The organism is Acidisphaera sp. L21, assembly GCF_009765685.1.
In the GTDB taxonomy this organism is placed as follows: Bacteria; Pseudomonadota; Alphaproteobacteria; order Acetobacterales; family Acetobacteraceae; genus LMUY01.
The window spans coordinates 207,858-221,426 of sequence record NZ_LMUY01000145.1 but is presented as its reverse complement, the minus strand read 5'-3'; the positions used below and the strand labels follow the sequence as shown (position 1 = coordinate 221,426).

Annotated in this window: 11 protein-coding genes; 4 read left to right on the top strand and 7 right to left on the bottom strand. The window is 67.0% G+C overall.

The genetic code is table 11. The features are described 5' to 3' along the window. The 4 genes from GSQ76_RS27510 to GSQ76_RS27495 form a co-directional block, all read right to left on the bottom strand. Nucleotides 1-194 (bottom strand): hypothetical protein (locus GSQ76_RS27510; protein WP_158747252.1); only part of this gene is annotated, 194 nt, incomplete at its 3' end. 5 nt (nucleotides 195-199) lie between these two features. Beyond that, nucleotides 200-565, bottom strand: a complete 366-nt coding sequence (gene copC, locus GSQ76_RS27505; RefSeq protein WP_158747251.1) for a copper homeostasis periplasmic binding protein CopC — start codon at nucleotides 563-565, stop codon at nucleotides 200-202. A 29-nt stretch (nucleotides 566-594) separates the two neighbouring features. Then, complete coding sequence (locus tag GSQ76_RS27500) at nucleotides 595-1,062, bottom strand: copper chaperone PCu(A)C (RefSeq protein WP_158747250.1); 468 nt, start codon at nucleotides 1,060-1,062, stop codon at nucleotides 595-597. A 65-nt stretch (nucleotides 1,063-1,127) separates the two neighbouring features. Beyond that, nucleotides 1,128-1,517, bottom strand: a complete 390-nt coding sequence (locus GSQ76_RS27495) for a hypothetical protein (protein ID WP_158747249.1) — start codon at nucleotides 1,515-1,517, stop codon at nucleotides 1,128-1,130. A gap of 359 nt (nucleotides 1,518-1,876) precedes the next feature. Here GSQ76_RS27495 and GSQ76_RS27490 point away from each other — a divergent pair, with 359 nt between their 5' ends. The 3 genes from GSQ76_RS27490 to GSQ76_RS27480 all read left to right on the top strand — a co-directional run bounded on the left by GSQ76_RS27490 (nucleotide 1,877) and on the right by GSQ76_RS27480 (nucleotide 4,609). Next, nucleotides 1,877-3,430, top strand: coding sequence for a methyl-accepting chemotaxis protein (locus tag GSQ76_RS27490; RefSeq protein WP_158747248.1), 1,554 nt, complete (start codon nucleotides 1,877-1,879; stop codon nucleotides 3,428-3,430). 62 nt (nucleotides 3,431-3,492) lie between these two features. Then, complete coding sequence (locus GSQ76_RS27485; protein ID WP_158747247.1) at nucleotides 3,493-3,972, top strand: chemotaxis protein CheW; 480 nt, start codon at nucleotides 3,493-3,495, stop codon at nucleotides 3,970-3,972. A 97-nt stretch (nucleotides 3,973-4,069) separates the two neighbouring features. Next, the gene (locus GSQ76_RS27480) at nucleotides 4,070-4,609 is read left to right on the top strand and encodes a lytic transglycosylase domain-containing protein (protein ID WP_158747246.1); all 540 of its coding nucleotides are present in this window, start codon (nucleotides 4,070-4,072) and stop codon (nucleotides 4,607-4,609) included. Nucleotides 4,610-4,634: 25 nt separating this feature from the next. Here GSQ76_RS27480 and GSQ76_RS27475 read toward each other — a convergent pair whose 3' ends face one another. After that, complete coding sequence (locus GSQ76_RS27475; RefSeq protein ID WP_158747245.1) at nucleotides 4,635-5,375, bottom strand: SDR family oxidoreductase; 741 nt, start codon at nucleotides 5,373-5,375, stop codon at nucleotides 4,635-4,637. A 97-nt stretch (nucleotides 5,376-5,472) separates the two neighbouring features. On the opposite strand from GSQ76_RS27475, the gene GSQ76_RS27470 reads away from it, so the two are divergent. Then, nucleotides 5,473-6,378 carry an AraC family transcriptional regulator gene (locus tag GSQ76_RS27470; RefSeq protein WP_158747244.1) on the top strand — a complete coding sequence of 302 codons (906 nt, stop codon included), beginning with the start codon at nucleotides 5,473-5,475 and terminating at the stop codon, nucleotides 6,376-6,378. Nucleotides 6,379-6,500: 122 nt separating this feature from the next. On the opposite strand, the gene GSQ76_RS27465 is transcribed toward GSQ76_RS27470, so the two are convergent. Next, the gene (locus GSQ76_RS27465; RefSeq protein ID WP_158747243.1) at nucleotides 6,501-8,492 is read right to left on the bottom strand and encodes a glycosyl transferase; all 1,992 of its coding nucleotides are present in this window, start codon (nucleotides 8,490-8,492) and stop codon (nucleotides 6,501-6,503) included. A 32-nt stretch (nucleotides 8,493-8,524) separates the two neighbouring features. Beyond that, nucleotides 8,525-13,569: hypothetical protein (locus tag GSQ76_RS27460; RefSeq protein WP_158747242.1), on the bottom strand; the 5,045-nt coding region annotated here is incomplete at its 5' end.

The following is a 13,569-nucleotide window of genomic DNA, read 5'->3' as shown; positions in this document are numbered from 1 at the left end:
AGGCTGGCCCGGGCGCAGGCCTGCACGCGGCGATGGACCGCCATGGCAACACGCGCCGGCGCGCGCGCCAGGGCACGCGGCGCCACCAGCACCTGGAACAACAGCGTTCCAGCCACCGACAGCAGCGCCACGAGCCACAGGCCCCGGGCCAGCACCAGGGGCACGCCGCCCTCGATATCGAACGACGGCGCCATGCCCGCTACGGCTTGACCGTGAACTGATACGTGCCCTGGGTCTTGTGCGTGTCGACCGAGGTCGCATGCCAGATGACGCGATACATGCCTGGCGCCAGGGTGCCGACGCCGATGCTCAGATGCTTGTTGTTGTCGGGGGCAGTCGCCGCCGCCCCGGTGCTGACCGCCTGCCCGTCCGCGTTCTGCACGACGATGCTGCTGTATTGCGGCTCCACCCCCTCGGTGAAGTCGATGCCGATGGCGGTGGGGGCGGCCTGCACCGTGCTGTCCGGCGCGGGGGTCGCGGTTTTCAGGTGGGCGTGGGCGAAGGCGATACTCGTGCTGGCGAGCAGGCCGAGCACCGCCGCAACGGGCACAAAACGATGAGTCATGATGATGATCCGATAATAAGAGGAAGAGTTTAGTGCGCGTGCATGCCGGGCATGTCGGCCATTCCGCCGCCCAGGCCCTGAACGCGCGCCACGACATCCAGGGGGGGTGCGGTCTGGAACGTCAGATGCACCGGGACATCGCTGCCCGCCTTCAGGGGCATTTTCAGCCCCATGAGCATGACGTGGTAGCCGCCCGGCCCCAGGGTTACGGGCTTTCCCGGTGGTAGGTCCAACCCGCCCTCGACCGGGCGCATCTGCATCACGGTTCCGGTGGTTTGGCTGCGATGCAGCTCGGCGCTGGCCGCGGCTGGGGTGGAAACGCCTAGCAGCTTGTCCCCCGTGGGGCTGGTGAGCGTGAGGTACAGCACACCCGTGGTTCCCCGTGGTGGTGTGGCGCGGGACCAGGCGTGGTCGACGGTGATTTGGGAGGATTGGGCAGAGGCGGCCCAAGCGAGCGCCAGCACAAGGCCGGCCGACATCAGCGATAAACGCGACATGGATTGTTATCCTGGACAGAACGAGCCGGACGGCAGCGCATGACGCCGCCGTGGTGCAGTCGGACTCAGGCCAGGTTTGGGGGTCCCCGGGGCAATGCGGCGCCCGGCAGCCGCACTGGCGGCGCGCGGGCTGGCGGAATGGTCGCGACCCGCATCGCGATCACGCCACGGCGCAAAGGTATCAGCGGCGCGGGCGTGAGGGTGGGGGCCGGTAGATCCAACAGCGCCGTCAAGGCGCAGGCGGCGTGGTCCGCCTCGTGATGCGGGGCGTGGCCGGGCTGGGCAGGGGTGGCGCCGGGCTGGCAATCGATCATTGCGTCCAGCAGGGCCGCCATCGTGGGCGCCGGGTCGGACACCACCATCCCGCCGGCCAGGCGACCGGCCAGTGCCAGCACCACGGCCAGCACACCCAGCGCGCGCCAGGCATTTCGAAGAGCGGGTGGGAGCAAGGTCATCGCGTGCGAACCCTAGCACGGGGGCGTCGTAGGACAAGCGGGGCGCCGCACCCCGTGTCGATCGCAAGCTTCCTACGAGCCCTAAGATCCACGACCCGGCTAAAAGTTTGTTTCGGATGCAAGTTAGTCTCGGCGTTAACCCCTAGTAACGGCTTTTATAGCGACATTTTGACGGCATGCCAAGACGTCACGACGGCAATGAGGGTTTCCCATTAATATTACTGAATTTATTGATCAAGTTTTAGCTTGCTATCCAGCATCTATATTGCATTCGTATAATCTTCAGAAACCTTCCCTGGGTAGAACAAGCATACTCTTGCCCCTCCTGGCGATAGAACATTCAACGGAGACGCAGCCCTATGCTGACCTGGTATCGCAAAACCGCACCCATCAAGACGAAGATGATGGTGGCATTCTCACTCACGACCGCATTGACGGTCCTGGCGCTTGTCGCCGGGTGGTGGGTGTTGTGGACCATGGCGCCCGCAAGTGGCCAAACGGGCCTCGGCCAGGCCGCAATCGTCGCGTTCGGGCAGGCGCAGCAGGGGCTGGCCATCGCGTCGGTGGCGCTTGTGCTCGCTGCCATCGCGTTCGGCTACGGGTTGAGCAAGATGATCACCGACCCCTACGTCACCACCGTGGTGCGCATGGAGGGTTTGGCCGCCGGCGATTTGGACAGCCCGATCCAGTTCACCGATTATTCCGACTGCGTCGGCCGGCTGACCAAGGCGATGTTCACCTTCCGCGACAACGGCCTTGCCAAGATCAAGGGCGATGCCGATGCCATGGAAGGCCATCGCCGGTCGGAGGAGGAGCGTCGCGTCGCGCAGACCGCCGCAATCACCGAACAGCAGCAGATCGTCGTCGGCTCGATCGGGGCCGGGCTGGAACGCCTGGCCGCGGGGGATTTGACGGTCACGCTGAACGACGCCCTGCCCGACGCCTACGAGGTGCTGCGCCGCAACTTCAACCAGGCCGTGGGCAAGTTGCACGAAGCGCTGCAGGTGATCTCCACCAACACCCGGACCATGCGATCCGGCGCCACCGAGATCTCCAGCGCGGCGGACGATCTGTCCCGCCGGACGGAGCAGCAGGCGGCCAGCCTGGAGGAGACGGCCGCGGCGCTGGACCAGATTACCGCCACGGTGCGCAAGACCGCCGAGGGGGCGCAGCAGGCGCGCGACGTGGTGTCCCGCACGAAGGAGAATGCGGAACATTCGGGCGGTATCGTGCGCCAGGCCGTTGCCGCAATGGGCAGCATCGAGGAGTCATCCCGCCAGATTGGCCAGATCATCGGCGTGATCGACGAGATTGCATTCCAGACCAACCTGCTGGCGCTGAATGCAGGCGTCGAGGCAGCGCGGGCCGGCGATGCGGGCCGTGGGTTTGCGGTGGTGGCCAGCGAAGTTCGCGCGCTGGCCCAACGCTCCGCCGAGGCGGCGAAGGAAATCAAGCTGCTGATCTCCGCCTCGGCCGGGCATGTCGGCGCCGGGGTGCGGCTGGTGTCCGAAACCGGCGAGGCACTGGGCAAGATCGTTGGGCAGGTGGCCGAGATCGACGGGGTGGTGCGCGAAATCGCTGCCTCCGCCGGGGAGCAGGCGAGCGGGTTGGCCGAGGTGAACACCGCGATCAATCAGATGGACCAGGTGACGCAGCAGAACGCCGCCATGGTGGAACAGAGCACAGCCGCCAGCCATTCGTTGTCACAGGAGGCAGAAGAATTAAGCCGGTTAACCGGTCGTTTCCAGATTTCGGGCGATACAGGGGAAGAGCACCACGCTGCCAATGTCGAGCCGATGCGCCGCCCCGCGCAGCAGGCCCGCCGTTATAGCGCGCCGGCGCTCAAGGTCACCGGGCGGTCCACTCGCAAGCCCGCCCCGGTGGTCGACGAAGACGGTTGGAAGGAGTTCTGACATCGCGGAGGGCGGGATTGCGCTCCGCCCTCATCCCTCTCCCTATGGCAGGACCATAATTGATGAACGACGCCCTATCGCAGACCAAAGATTCTCAGACCAAAGACCGCGAATTGCTGTCCTTCCGCGTCGGTGCGCAGGAGTTCTGCGTGGACATCATGATCGTGCGCGAAATCCGCGGTTGGGTGCAGGAGACGCCCCTGCCGCATGCCCCGTCCTACGTGCGTGGCGTAGTGAATTTGCGCGGCGCCGTGCTGTCCATCATCGATTTGTCGGAGCGTTTGGGCCTGGGCGCCGCGGACCCGACCACCCAGCACGTCATCATCGTGGCGCAGATTGGCGCGCAGACGGTGGGCCTGCTGGTAAGCGCGGTGTCGGATATTCTGACGATCAACGACAGCATGATCCAGCCGACCCCGGCAGTGGCGCAAGGCATCTCCAGCTCCTACGTGCAAGGGCTGCTGACGGTCGAGAACCGCATGGTGAGCCTGCTATCCACCGATAAGCTGGTACCGACGCCGGAGCTACAGGCTGCTGCCTGACAGACAACCGGGTGGGGGTGGCCCTCGCCGCCTCCATTCATGGCTTCGGCATATCCTATTATGCCTGCTACCCCTGCTCGCCGCGTGCGCCGACCAGGTGTCGAGGCCGCATACCGACCCGGCGTTGGTGCATCGCTACGCGCCGCCTGGCCCGATCGATGACCCCTGGGGGCCGTTCGTGCGGGAATCGGCGGCCGAGTTTGCCGTGCCGGAGCCGCTGATCTATGCCGTGATGTGGGCGGAGAGCCGCGGCTGCCAGTGGCTGAACGGCCACCCGATGCGGGCGCTGTCCGGCGAGATCGGGCTGATGCAGATCCCCCCTTCGATCTACGATATGATTCGGGGCCGTATCGGCGGGGGTGCGGATCCTTATCTGCCGCACGATAACATTCGCGCCGGGGCTTATTCGCTGTCGATCATGGCGCGGCAGTTCGGCTGGCAGGATGGGCTGGCCGCCTATCAGTTCGGCCCGACCGAATTGGCGCATGCGCGCGCCGCCGGGCAGCAACCGCCGCCGGCGACGCAGGATTACGAACGCCGGGTCTGGGCGGATTACCTGGAGCGAACCGACAAGCGCGAGAAGGGCCGGCGCTGGACCGGCCCCGATCGCATCGTGTGCAATTGGCCCGGGCATTGAGGTGAGCCCAACCGGATCTGTCTGACTACGAGGCGGCCCACGCGATGGCGTCGGCGCCAGCGGGCAGGCGCATCGGGGCCGCTGGATCGGTGGCCGCGCGAAATACCGCTTCGGCCACGTCGAGCGAGCGGGTGACGTCGGACGATTCTGCCCAGCCGGCAAATACACGTTGCGCCAGGCTGGTGTACGCCTCGGGGATGCCGACCTGCATGCGGGTCTGCGCGTTTTCGCCAAACTTGGTTTCCGGTGCGCGACCGGGCAGCACCAATCTCACGCGCACATTGAACTGCTCCAACTCCAGCGCGAGCGACTCTGTGAATGCGTTCACCGCCGCCTTGCTGGCCGTGTAGACCGAGAGCAGATGCAGCGGCCGCAATGTCACGCTCGACGTGACGTTGACGATGACACCCGACATCCTCTGCCGGAACTGCGGCAGCACCGCTTGGGTCATCGCCATCGTGCCGAACGTGTTCGTCTCGAAGACTTCGCGCACCTTGTCCATCGACATGGCTTCAAGGGCATTCAGCACGCCGACCCCGGCGTTGTTGACGAGAACGTCGATCGGCCCTGCAGCGTCCACGGCCTGGCGGATACTGCTGGCATCGGTGACGTCGAGGGCAATGACGCGCAGCCGCTCGGACCGGGGCAGCAGGTCTTCGCGCGGCCTGCGCATCGTTGCGATGACCGACCAGTCGCGATCGAGGAAATAGCGGGCGGTGTCCAAGCCGAATCCGGATGAGCAACCGGTGATCAAGATGGTCTTCATGGTGGCTCCTATCGGTGGTCTAGAAACCTGAAGATGGGCCTGCGACGCCGGACGTGCTACGATCGAGCGTCCATAATTCATGTCTAGGAGTCCGGATATGATCGACCCGCTTGCCGAGGTCGTCACACTGCTTCAGCCGAGCGCCTCGTTTTCCAAGGTGGTGTTCGGCGCTGGGCGCTGGCGCGTTCAGCGCTCGGAGGCGGGGCGGCCCTTCTACGGCGTCGTGCTTGATGGGTCGTGCCGCCTCACCGTGCAGGGGCATCAGCCGATGATCCTGGAGAAGGGCGATTTCGTCCTGATCCCGCTCGCCTATGACTTCACGATGTCGAGCCTCGACCCGGCGCCCCCGGGGGACACCGAGACCTTGCCGGTCCAGTTGCGGCCCGGCGTGTTCCGGATCGGTCGGCAAGACGGTGCGCCAGATGTGCGCGCGCTCGTCGGCTATTGCGTCTTTGGATCGAGCGATGCGGCCCTGCTGGTGTCGCTGCTTCCACAACTGGTTCACATCCGGGGCGAAAAGCGGCTGGCCATCCTCGTGCAACTCGTCGATGAGGAATCGCGGGACATGCGACCTGGGCGAAGCGTGATCTTGGCGCATTTGCTGGAAGTGCTTCTGATCGAGGCCTTTCGTTCCATAAGTGGGCCTACGACATCGCCGGGTTTGATCTGCGGGCTGGGCGATGAACGCCTGGCGATCGCTCTGCGGCTGATGCATGAAAATCCGACCCGGCCGTGGACGGTTGCGCAACTGGCCAGGGAAACCGCGCTCTCCCGATCGGCGTTCTTCGAGCGATTTCGGCGAGCGGTGGGCGTGGCGCCTATGGAGTACCTGCTGCAGTGGCGGATGGCTTTGGCAAAGGATCTGCTGCAGCGGGCGGCCGCTGGCGTCGCCGAAGTCGCAGAACGCGTGGGCTACAGTTCCGCCAGCACGTTCAGCGTCGCCTTCACCCGCCACGTCGGGCAAGCGCCGATGCGATACGCGCGGGAGCAGAAGGGTTCGTGAGGCAGCATGGATGATGAGACCGAGAGCCTCTCAACACCCTCGCCCACCGTTTCCGGGTGGATTGCGGCGACGCTGAATGAGGCGAGCGCATTGCTGCGTGCGCGTTGATCGACGATGAAGCGCTATCGCCCCCGGGTGTCGCGCGGGACCGGGCGGAATTGATCTCGCTGGTCTAGAAGCCGGCGCCACCAGCCGGCGTAATCATCCACCGTGGCAAAGTCGATCGTATCGTGATCGGTCAGGCTGCCCAACTCCAGCAACACGTCCAGGTTTGCCAGGTCCGGCTGCGGCAGCGATCCATCGGTGAACTCCGCCCACATCTGCTCGTATGCCCGCTCCAGCCCGCGCACGGTATTGGGCGTGTCGAACAGCACGTTGGTATCGCGCCCCGCCAGCAACCGCGTGCGATAGGCCGCCAATTGCGTGCGGTCCGAACCCAGTGCGACGGCCTGAGCTATGAACTCGGCCGGCGTTTCGCACACCAACTCGGGCGTGCCGGCGGCGCGGACCAAGCTGCCGCAGACACGCGCAGCAAAGGACCGGCCGCTCATCGTCAGCACGGGAATGCCCATCCACAACGCGTCGGACGCCGTCGTGTGCGCACCGTAGGGGGCAGTGTCCAGGAACAAATCGGCCAACACATATCGGGCCAGATGCTCGGCATGAACACGCTTGATGGCGAAGACCAGGCGCGCCGGATCGACGCCATTCTGGGTGGCGCGGGCGCGCAGGCGGTCATGCGTCGCCTCGTCACTGCTCAGCAGCCACAGCACGCTGCCGGGCACTTGCGCCAGGATGGCCATCCAGCGGTCGAACACGAAGGGCGTAACCTTGTGCAGGCCGTTGAAGCAGCAATAGACGGCGGCATTCTCCGGCAACCCGGCCTCCGCCCGTGTCACGGCGCGATCGGCCACCACGCGCGTCCGGTCGTTCGGCTGGTAGCAATCCACGCGCAGCACACGCTCGGTGAAATATGCCTCGTATTCCGGCGGGATGATCCAGTCATCGGCGATGATGTAGTGGTGGTACGGGCTCGCCATGCTGCCGGGGAAGCCCAGCCAATTGACGATGATGGGCGCTGGGCGCAGCACCAGCAGCTTGTTCCGCGCCTCCCGCGTGTAGCCGTTCACGTCGACCAGGATCTGAATGCCATCGGCGGCCATGCGCCGCGCAGTGGCGGCGTCATCCATCCCCGCCAGGTCGCACCAATGGTCGGCGCTCGCGCGGAATCGTTCGTGCAGCCGGTCCGTGCTCTTAGGCCCACAGTAATAGGCGAAAACTTCCACCCGGTCGCGATCGTGCTGCTCGAACACCTCCGCCATCAGGTAGCCGACCGCATGTTCGCGCAGGTCGGAGGATAGATAGCCGATGCGCAGCTTGCCGGGCCGCATCGCCGCAGCGTGGTCGGTGATGACGGCGGAGCGCGGGTCGCCCACGTCGTGCTTATTGTAGTTCCAGTTCACGGCGAGTTGGAACAACGGGTCATCCGTGAACGCCGCGACCGAGAGCGGGGACATACCGGCAGCCAGGCTCGACCGGTCCGCCCGCTCCAGCGCCGGCAGGACGGGCCATTTGCACTGGCGCTGCCGCAGGGCGACGAAATGTTGAGTTGCTTCACGATGCGCCGGGTCGATTTCCAGCAATTGGCGCAGCAGATCCTCGGCCGGCTCGTCCTGGTGGGACGCTTCCAGCACGCGGGCGGCCTGGGTCAGCGCGATCGTCTTGTGCGCCACGGCCGACCCGGTGACGGCGCCCAGCCGGCCCAGTGCGTCCGACCATTGCTGCACCGCCTTGTCCGGCGCCCCCAGCCCTTCGTGCACCCGGCCCAGATTGATATGGCCCGGCATGAAGTCCGGGTTCAGCGTCACCGCACGTTCCAAATAGCCACGCGCGCCGTTGAGATCGCCGGAGTCGGACAGCGTCACCGCATGGTTGAACATCACCGCGTAGCTGAGCGGATGGTCCTCATTGTGCTGAATCCAGGTCGTGTACAGCGCCTGGACAGCCCGGGGCCGCCCCTCCTGCTTCAGCGTCTGCGCGACCTGGAACAGGTCCTGCACGCTCAACTGACGCGTCGCGGCCTGTTCCAACGCGGCCTCTAGCGTATCACCCATTCCGGCCTCGCCCTTTTGGCTCGCAGACCGTCTTAAGTCTCAGCTGTCACCAGCGCGTTAATTTGGGTCTGGTTCAGCGCCGCCAGAGTCGTGGAGCTGAGGTAGTCGATCTGTGTCGCGTTGAAGGCTTCGAGCTGCGTCGTGGTCAGCGCGCCCACCATGGTCGGGGACAGCCCGGACATCACCGTCGTCGTCAGCTCGCTCACCTGCACCGCCGACAGCTGGCCCAACTGCGTGGTGCTGAGCGTGTTGAATTGCGTCGCCGTCAGCCCGGTCATCTGGTCGGCGCTCAGCGTGGTGAATTGCGTCGGGGCCAGGCCATTCAGCTCGTCCCCAGTCAGGTTGCCGACCTGCGTCGCCGACAGCGCCGCGATCTGCGAGGCGGACAGGCTGCCAAGCTGCGGCATGCTCAGTGCGCGCAACTGCATCCGCACCAGGCCGCCCAACTGGTCCGCCGTCATCGCCTGCAGCGAGGTCTGCGACAGAGCGCCGATATCGCTGACAGGAAGCTGGCCGATCTGCGTCGCCGTCAGCCCGGCAAGCTGCGTCAATGTCATCGCGGTGATCTGGTCTTCCGTCATGCCCGACAAACCCGTGGCGGACAGCGCGCCGATCTTCGCCGGGGTCAGCGCCGCGAATTGCGTCGTGTTCAGCGCGCCAACCTGCGTGCCGGCCAAGCCGCTGATCTCGGTGGCGGACAGCAGACCAACCTGCGTCGTCGTCAGGCTGGCAAGCTGCGCCGTGGTCAGCGCGCCGATGGACGTGGCGGACAGGCTGGCAAATTGCAGGCTGCTCAGCGCCGACAGTTCGGTGGGCGTCAGCCCGGCGACGGCGGTGGTGGACAGCGCGCCGATCTCCGCCGGGCCCAGCGCCGCAAGCTGCGTGGTGGAGAGCCCGCTGAGCTGGGTCGCCGACATACCGGACGCGCCAGTGGTGGACAGCGACGCCATCTGGTTCGGCGTCAGCAGCCCGATTTGCGTTGCATTCAGCGCTGCCACGGCGGTCGAGCCCAGGCCGTTGATCTGCGCCGCCGAAAGCTGCGTCAATTGCGTGGGCGCCAGGCTGGCAAACTGCGTGATGCTGAGCGCGCCGATCTGCGTCGACGTCAGCGAAACGAGCTGCGCAGGTGTCAGCCCAGCAATCTCCGTCGCCGTCAACCCGGCGATTCCGGTGGTGGACAGGGACGCCACCTGGTCCAGGCTCAGCGATGCCATCTGCGTCGGCGCCAACCCTGCCACCTGGGTCGAGGTGAGGCCCGACATTGCAAGATCCGACAGCGCGGCGACGTCGGTCATGTTCAGCGCGGCAAGCTGGGTCTGCGACAGGGCGGCGGCCTGGGTGTCGCTGAACCCGTTAATGCCGGTCACCGTCAGCGTGCCCAATTGGGTGGTGGTCAGCGACTGCACTTGGTTGGTGGTCAGCGCTGCGATCTGCGTATCCACCAGGCCACGCAACTGCGTGGTGCTGAAGGCGGCCAGTTCGGTCACCGTCAGCCCCGCGACAGTCCCGGTGGACAACGCGCCGATCTGCGTCGCGGACAGATTGCCCAACTGGGTGGTGGACATCGAACCGATCTGCGTCCCCGTCAGGCCGCCCAACGCCGCCGCCGTCAGTGCCTTCAGGTCGGTCGCGCCCAGGCTGGCGAGCTGCGTGGTGCCCAGCCCGGCCAACTCCGTCGCGGTCAGCCCGCGGGCCTGCGTGACCGTCAACCCGGCGATCTGCGTCGTGGTCAGCGCCGCCGCATTCGTGCCCAGCGCGCCGATCTGCGTGTCGGTCAGCGCACCCAACTGCGTCGTGTTCAGCCCGGCGACCTGCGTTGCCGTCAGCGCGCCCACGGCGGTGGTGGACAGGGCGGCGATCTGCGTGGTGCGCAGCGCGGCCAATTGGTCGCCCGACAGGGCCGCCATCTGCGTCGGCGCCAGGCCCGCGGCCTCGACCACCGTCAGCGCGCCCAATTGGGTGGCCGTCAGCGCGCCGATCGCCGTGGTGGCCAAGGCGCCGACCTGCGTCTGCGTCAGCCCGCGAAGCTGCGCAGTGGAGAGCGCGGCCAGGTTCGCGGTCGACAGCCCACCCAACGCGAAACCGGTCAGCCCGGCGATCTGCGTCGACGTCAGGTTGGCGATCGCGCTCGCCGGCAGCGCCGCAACCTGCTCCGAAGACAGCGCGCCGATTTGCGTCGACGTCAGGCTACCAAGCTGCGTCAGCGAGAGCGCCGCGACTTCGGCCGTCGTCAGCCCGGACACCGCCGTGGTCGACAGCGCCGCGATCTGGCTGGCGCCGAGTGCCGCCACCTGGCTGGCGGACAGGGCCGCCACCTGGGTGTCGTCCAGCCCGGCCACCTGGGTCTGGCTCAACGCCCCCAACGCGCCGGTGCCGAGGCCGGCGATCTGCGTCTGGCTCAACGCATTCACTTGGCTGGCGGTCAGTGCGGATAGCTGGATCGTGGTCAGCCCCGCCAGCGCCGTTGCCGTCAGCCCATCCAGTGAGCCGGGCGCCAGGGCAGCGACCTGCCGGGTGGTCAGCGCCGCCAACTGCGCCGGGCTCAGCGCGGCGAGCTGTGTGTCGGCAAGGGCGCCCACAGCGAAGACATCCATGCCGCGGATCTGCGTCGTCGTCAGCGCGCCAAGTTGGGTGCTGGTGATGGCGGCGAAGCCGTCGGCGGACAGGCCGCCGATCTGGGTCGTCGTCAGGGTCGCGAATTGCTGCGTGGTCAGCGCGGCCACCTGGGTCTGCCCCAGCGCGATCATCTGGTCGGCCCCAAGCCCGCCCAGTTGCGTCATGGACAGTCCGGCGATGTCGGTTTCGGTCAATCCATCGACGGCGGCCTGCGCCAGCGCACCCAACTGGGTCGCTGCCAGCGAGCCGATCTGCGCCGGCGACAAGGCGGCCAATTGCGTGTCGGCCAGCCCGCCCACCTGTGTAACGGACAGCCCGGCGATGTTGGTGACGGATAGCGAGCCGATCTGCGTCTCGTCCATCGCGTTGATCTGCGTCGGGGTGAACGCGGCCAACTGCGTGGTACTGATGGACGCCAGGTCGGCAAGGGTCAAACCACCCACGGCGTCCGGCGACAAGGCGGCCAGTTCGGTCTGCTTCAATGCCGCGAACTGCGTGGCCGTCAGCAGCGCCACCTGCGTTGCCTGGAGCCCGCTGACGGCGGTGGTGGACAGCGCCTGGATCTGGGTGGTGGACAACGCCCCGATCTGCGGTGCGGCCAGCACGGCCACGCCCGTATCGGACAGGCCAGCGACCTGGGATGCACTCAGCGCCCCGATCTGCGCCGCCGACAGCGATCCGACCTGCGTCGTCGCCAGCGCGCCCAGTTCGGTCGGCGTCAGCGCCGCGAGTTGGGTGCTGGACAGGATCGCCAACTGGCCTGCCGTCAGCCCCGTGACCGCATTGCCGCCCAGCGCCGCCATCTGGGTGGAGGACAGCACGGCAAGCTGCGCGGTGCTCAACGCGGCCAGCGCGGTCGCAGGAAGCCCTGCGATCTGCGTGGTGGACAGGACGGCAAGTTGCGTCCCTGCCAGCGCCGCCATCTGCGTCTGGTCGAACCCGCCCGCCTGCGTCGCCGTCAGCCCACGGATCTGCGTCGTGCTCAGCCCGGCGACCTCATCCGTGGTCAGCCCCGAGATCGCGGTGGCCGACAGCGCCGACACTTGGCGGCTGTTGAGTGTGGCAAGCTGCGCCGGGGAGAGCGCGGGCATCTGGGTATCGACCAGGCCGCTGATCTCGGTCGTGGTCAGCGACGCGATCTGGTTGGTGGAGAGTGCGCCCAACTGGGTGGCGTTCAGGGTGCCCAACCCGCCCGGCGTCAAACCCTGCAGCTGCGCCGTGCTCATCGAACTGATTTGCGTCGACGACAGCGCACCGATCTGCGTCGTGGTCAACGCTGCGAACTCCGCCCCGGTCAGCGTGGCGAAGGCGGCAGGGCTGAGCGCGGCAAGCTGGGTCCCGGCCAGGCCGACGATGCCGGTGGCCGACAGCGCGCCCAATTGCGTGGCGCTGAACGCGGCAAGCTGCGCGGTGGACAGCAGCCCCATCTGCGTTGCCGTCAACGCGCCGATCTGCGTCGTGGTCAGGGCGGCGACTTGGCCCGTGGTCAACGCGGCCAACTGCGTATCGACCAGCGTCGGAAGCTGCACCGCCGTCAGCGCGCTCACCTGCGTCGTTGCCAGCCCCGCCACTTCGCTGGTGGTAAGACCGGAGATCGCCGTGGTGGACAGCGCCGAAACCTGCCGTGTGGTCAGCGCCGCAACCTGGGTGGCGGCCAGGGCCGCGGCCTGCGTGTCCACCAGCCCGGACACGCCGGTCGTGGCAATGGCGGCAACCTGCGTGGCGGAGAGTTCGGCCAGGTGCGTCGTGTCCAGCGCACCCACGCTTGCTGCCGTCAGCCCGCGCAGCTGCGTCGTGGTCAACGAAGCCATCTGGCCGGCGGACAGGGTGTCGAGCTGGGTGCTGCTCAGCGTTCCCATCTCGGTCGCCGTCAGCGCGCCGAATTGCGTGCTGGACAGGGCGCCCAATTGCGTCGCCGACAGCCCGGTGATGTTGCTGGCCGACAGGGCACGTATCTGCGGCGTGGTCAGCGCGCCCAGTTGCGCCGTGGTCAGGTCGCCCACCTGGGTCGAGGCCATGCCGGTGATCTGCGTCGTCGTCAGCGCCGCAATCTGCCCCGTGGTCAGCGCCGCAACCTGCGTATCGGCCATCGCCTGGATCTGGCCGGTGGTCAGCGCGCGCACCTGCGTGGTGGCGAGCCCCGCCAGCTCCGCCGTGGTCAGCCCCGACACCGCGGTGGTCGACAGCCCGGCGATCTGCGTGGTGGCCAGGGCGGCCAATTGCGCGGTGCTGAGTGTCGCGGATTGCGTGTCGGACAGGCCGAACAATGCCGCCGGCGTCAATGCCGCGAGCTGCGCCGGCGTCATCTGCCCCAGCTGCGTCGTCGTCAGCGCCGCCACACCGGACGCGGCCATGCCGCGCAATTGGGTCGTGGTCAGCGATGCCAATTGCGTCGTGGACAGGTTGGTCAACTGCGTGGCGGTGAACGACCCCAGTTCCTGCGCCGACACGCCGGCAAACT

Bases quoted from the DNA above. Each gene is read 5' to 3' on its own strand.
- GSQ76_RS27485 (WP_158747247.1), top strand. From the start codon at position 3,493: ATGAACGACGCCCTATCGCAGACCAAAGATTCTCAGACCAAAGACCGC.
- GSQ76_RS27490 (WP_158747248.1), top strand. From the start codon at position 1,877: ATGCTGACCTGGTATCGCAAAACCGCACCCATCAAGACGAAGATGATG.
- GSQ76_RS27495 (WP_158747249.1), bottom strand. From the start codon at position 1,517: ATGACCTTGCTCCCACCCGCTCTTCGAAATGCCTGGCGCGCGCTGGGT.
- copC (WP_158747251.1), bottom strand. From the start codon at position 565: ATGACTCATCGTTTTGTGCCCGTTGCGGCGGTGCTCGGCCTGCTCGCC.
- GSQ76_RS27475 (WP_158747245.1), bottom strand. From the start codon at position 5,375: ATGAAGACCATCTTGATCACCGGTTGCTCATCCGGATTCGGCTTGGAC.
- GSQ76_RS27500 (WP_158747250.1), bottom strand. From the start codon at position 1,062: ATGTCGCGTTTATCGCTGATGTCGGCCGGCCTTGTGCTGGCGCTCGCT.
- GSQ76_RS27470 (WP_158747244.1), top strand. From the start codon at position 5,473: ATGATCGACCCGCTTGCCGAGGTCGTCACACTGCTTCAGCCGAGCGCC.
- GSQ76_RS27465 (WP_158747243.1), bottom strand. From the start codon at position 8,492: ATGGGTGATACGCTAGAGGCCGCGTTGGAACAGGCCGCGACGCGTCAG.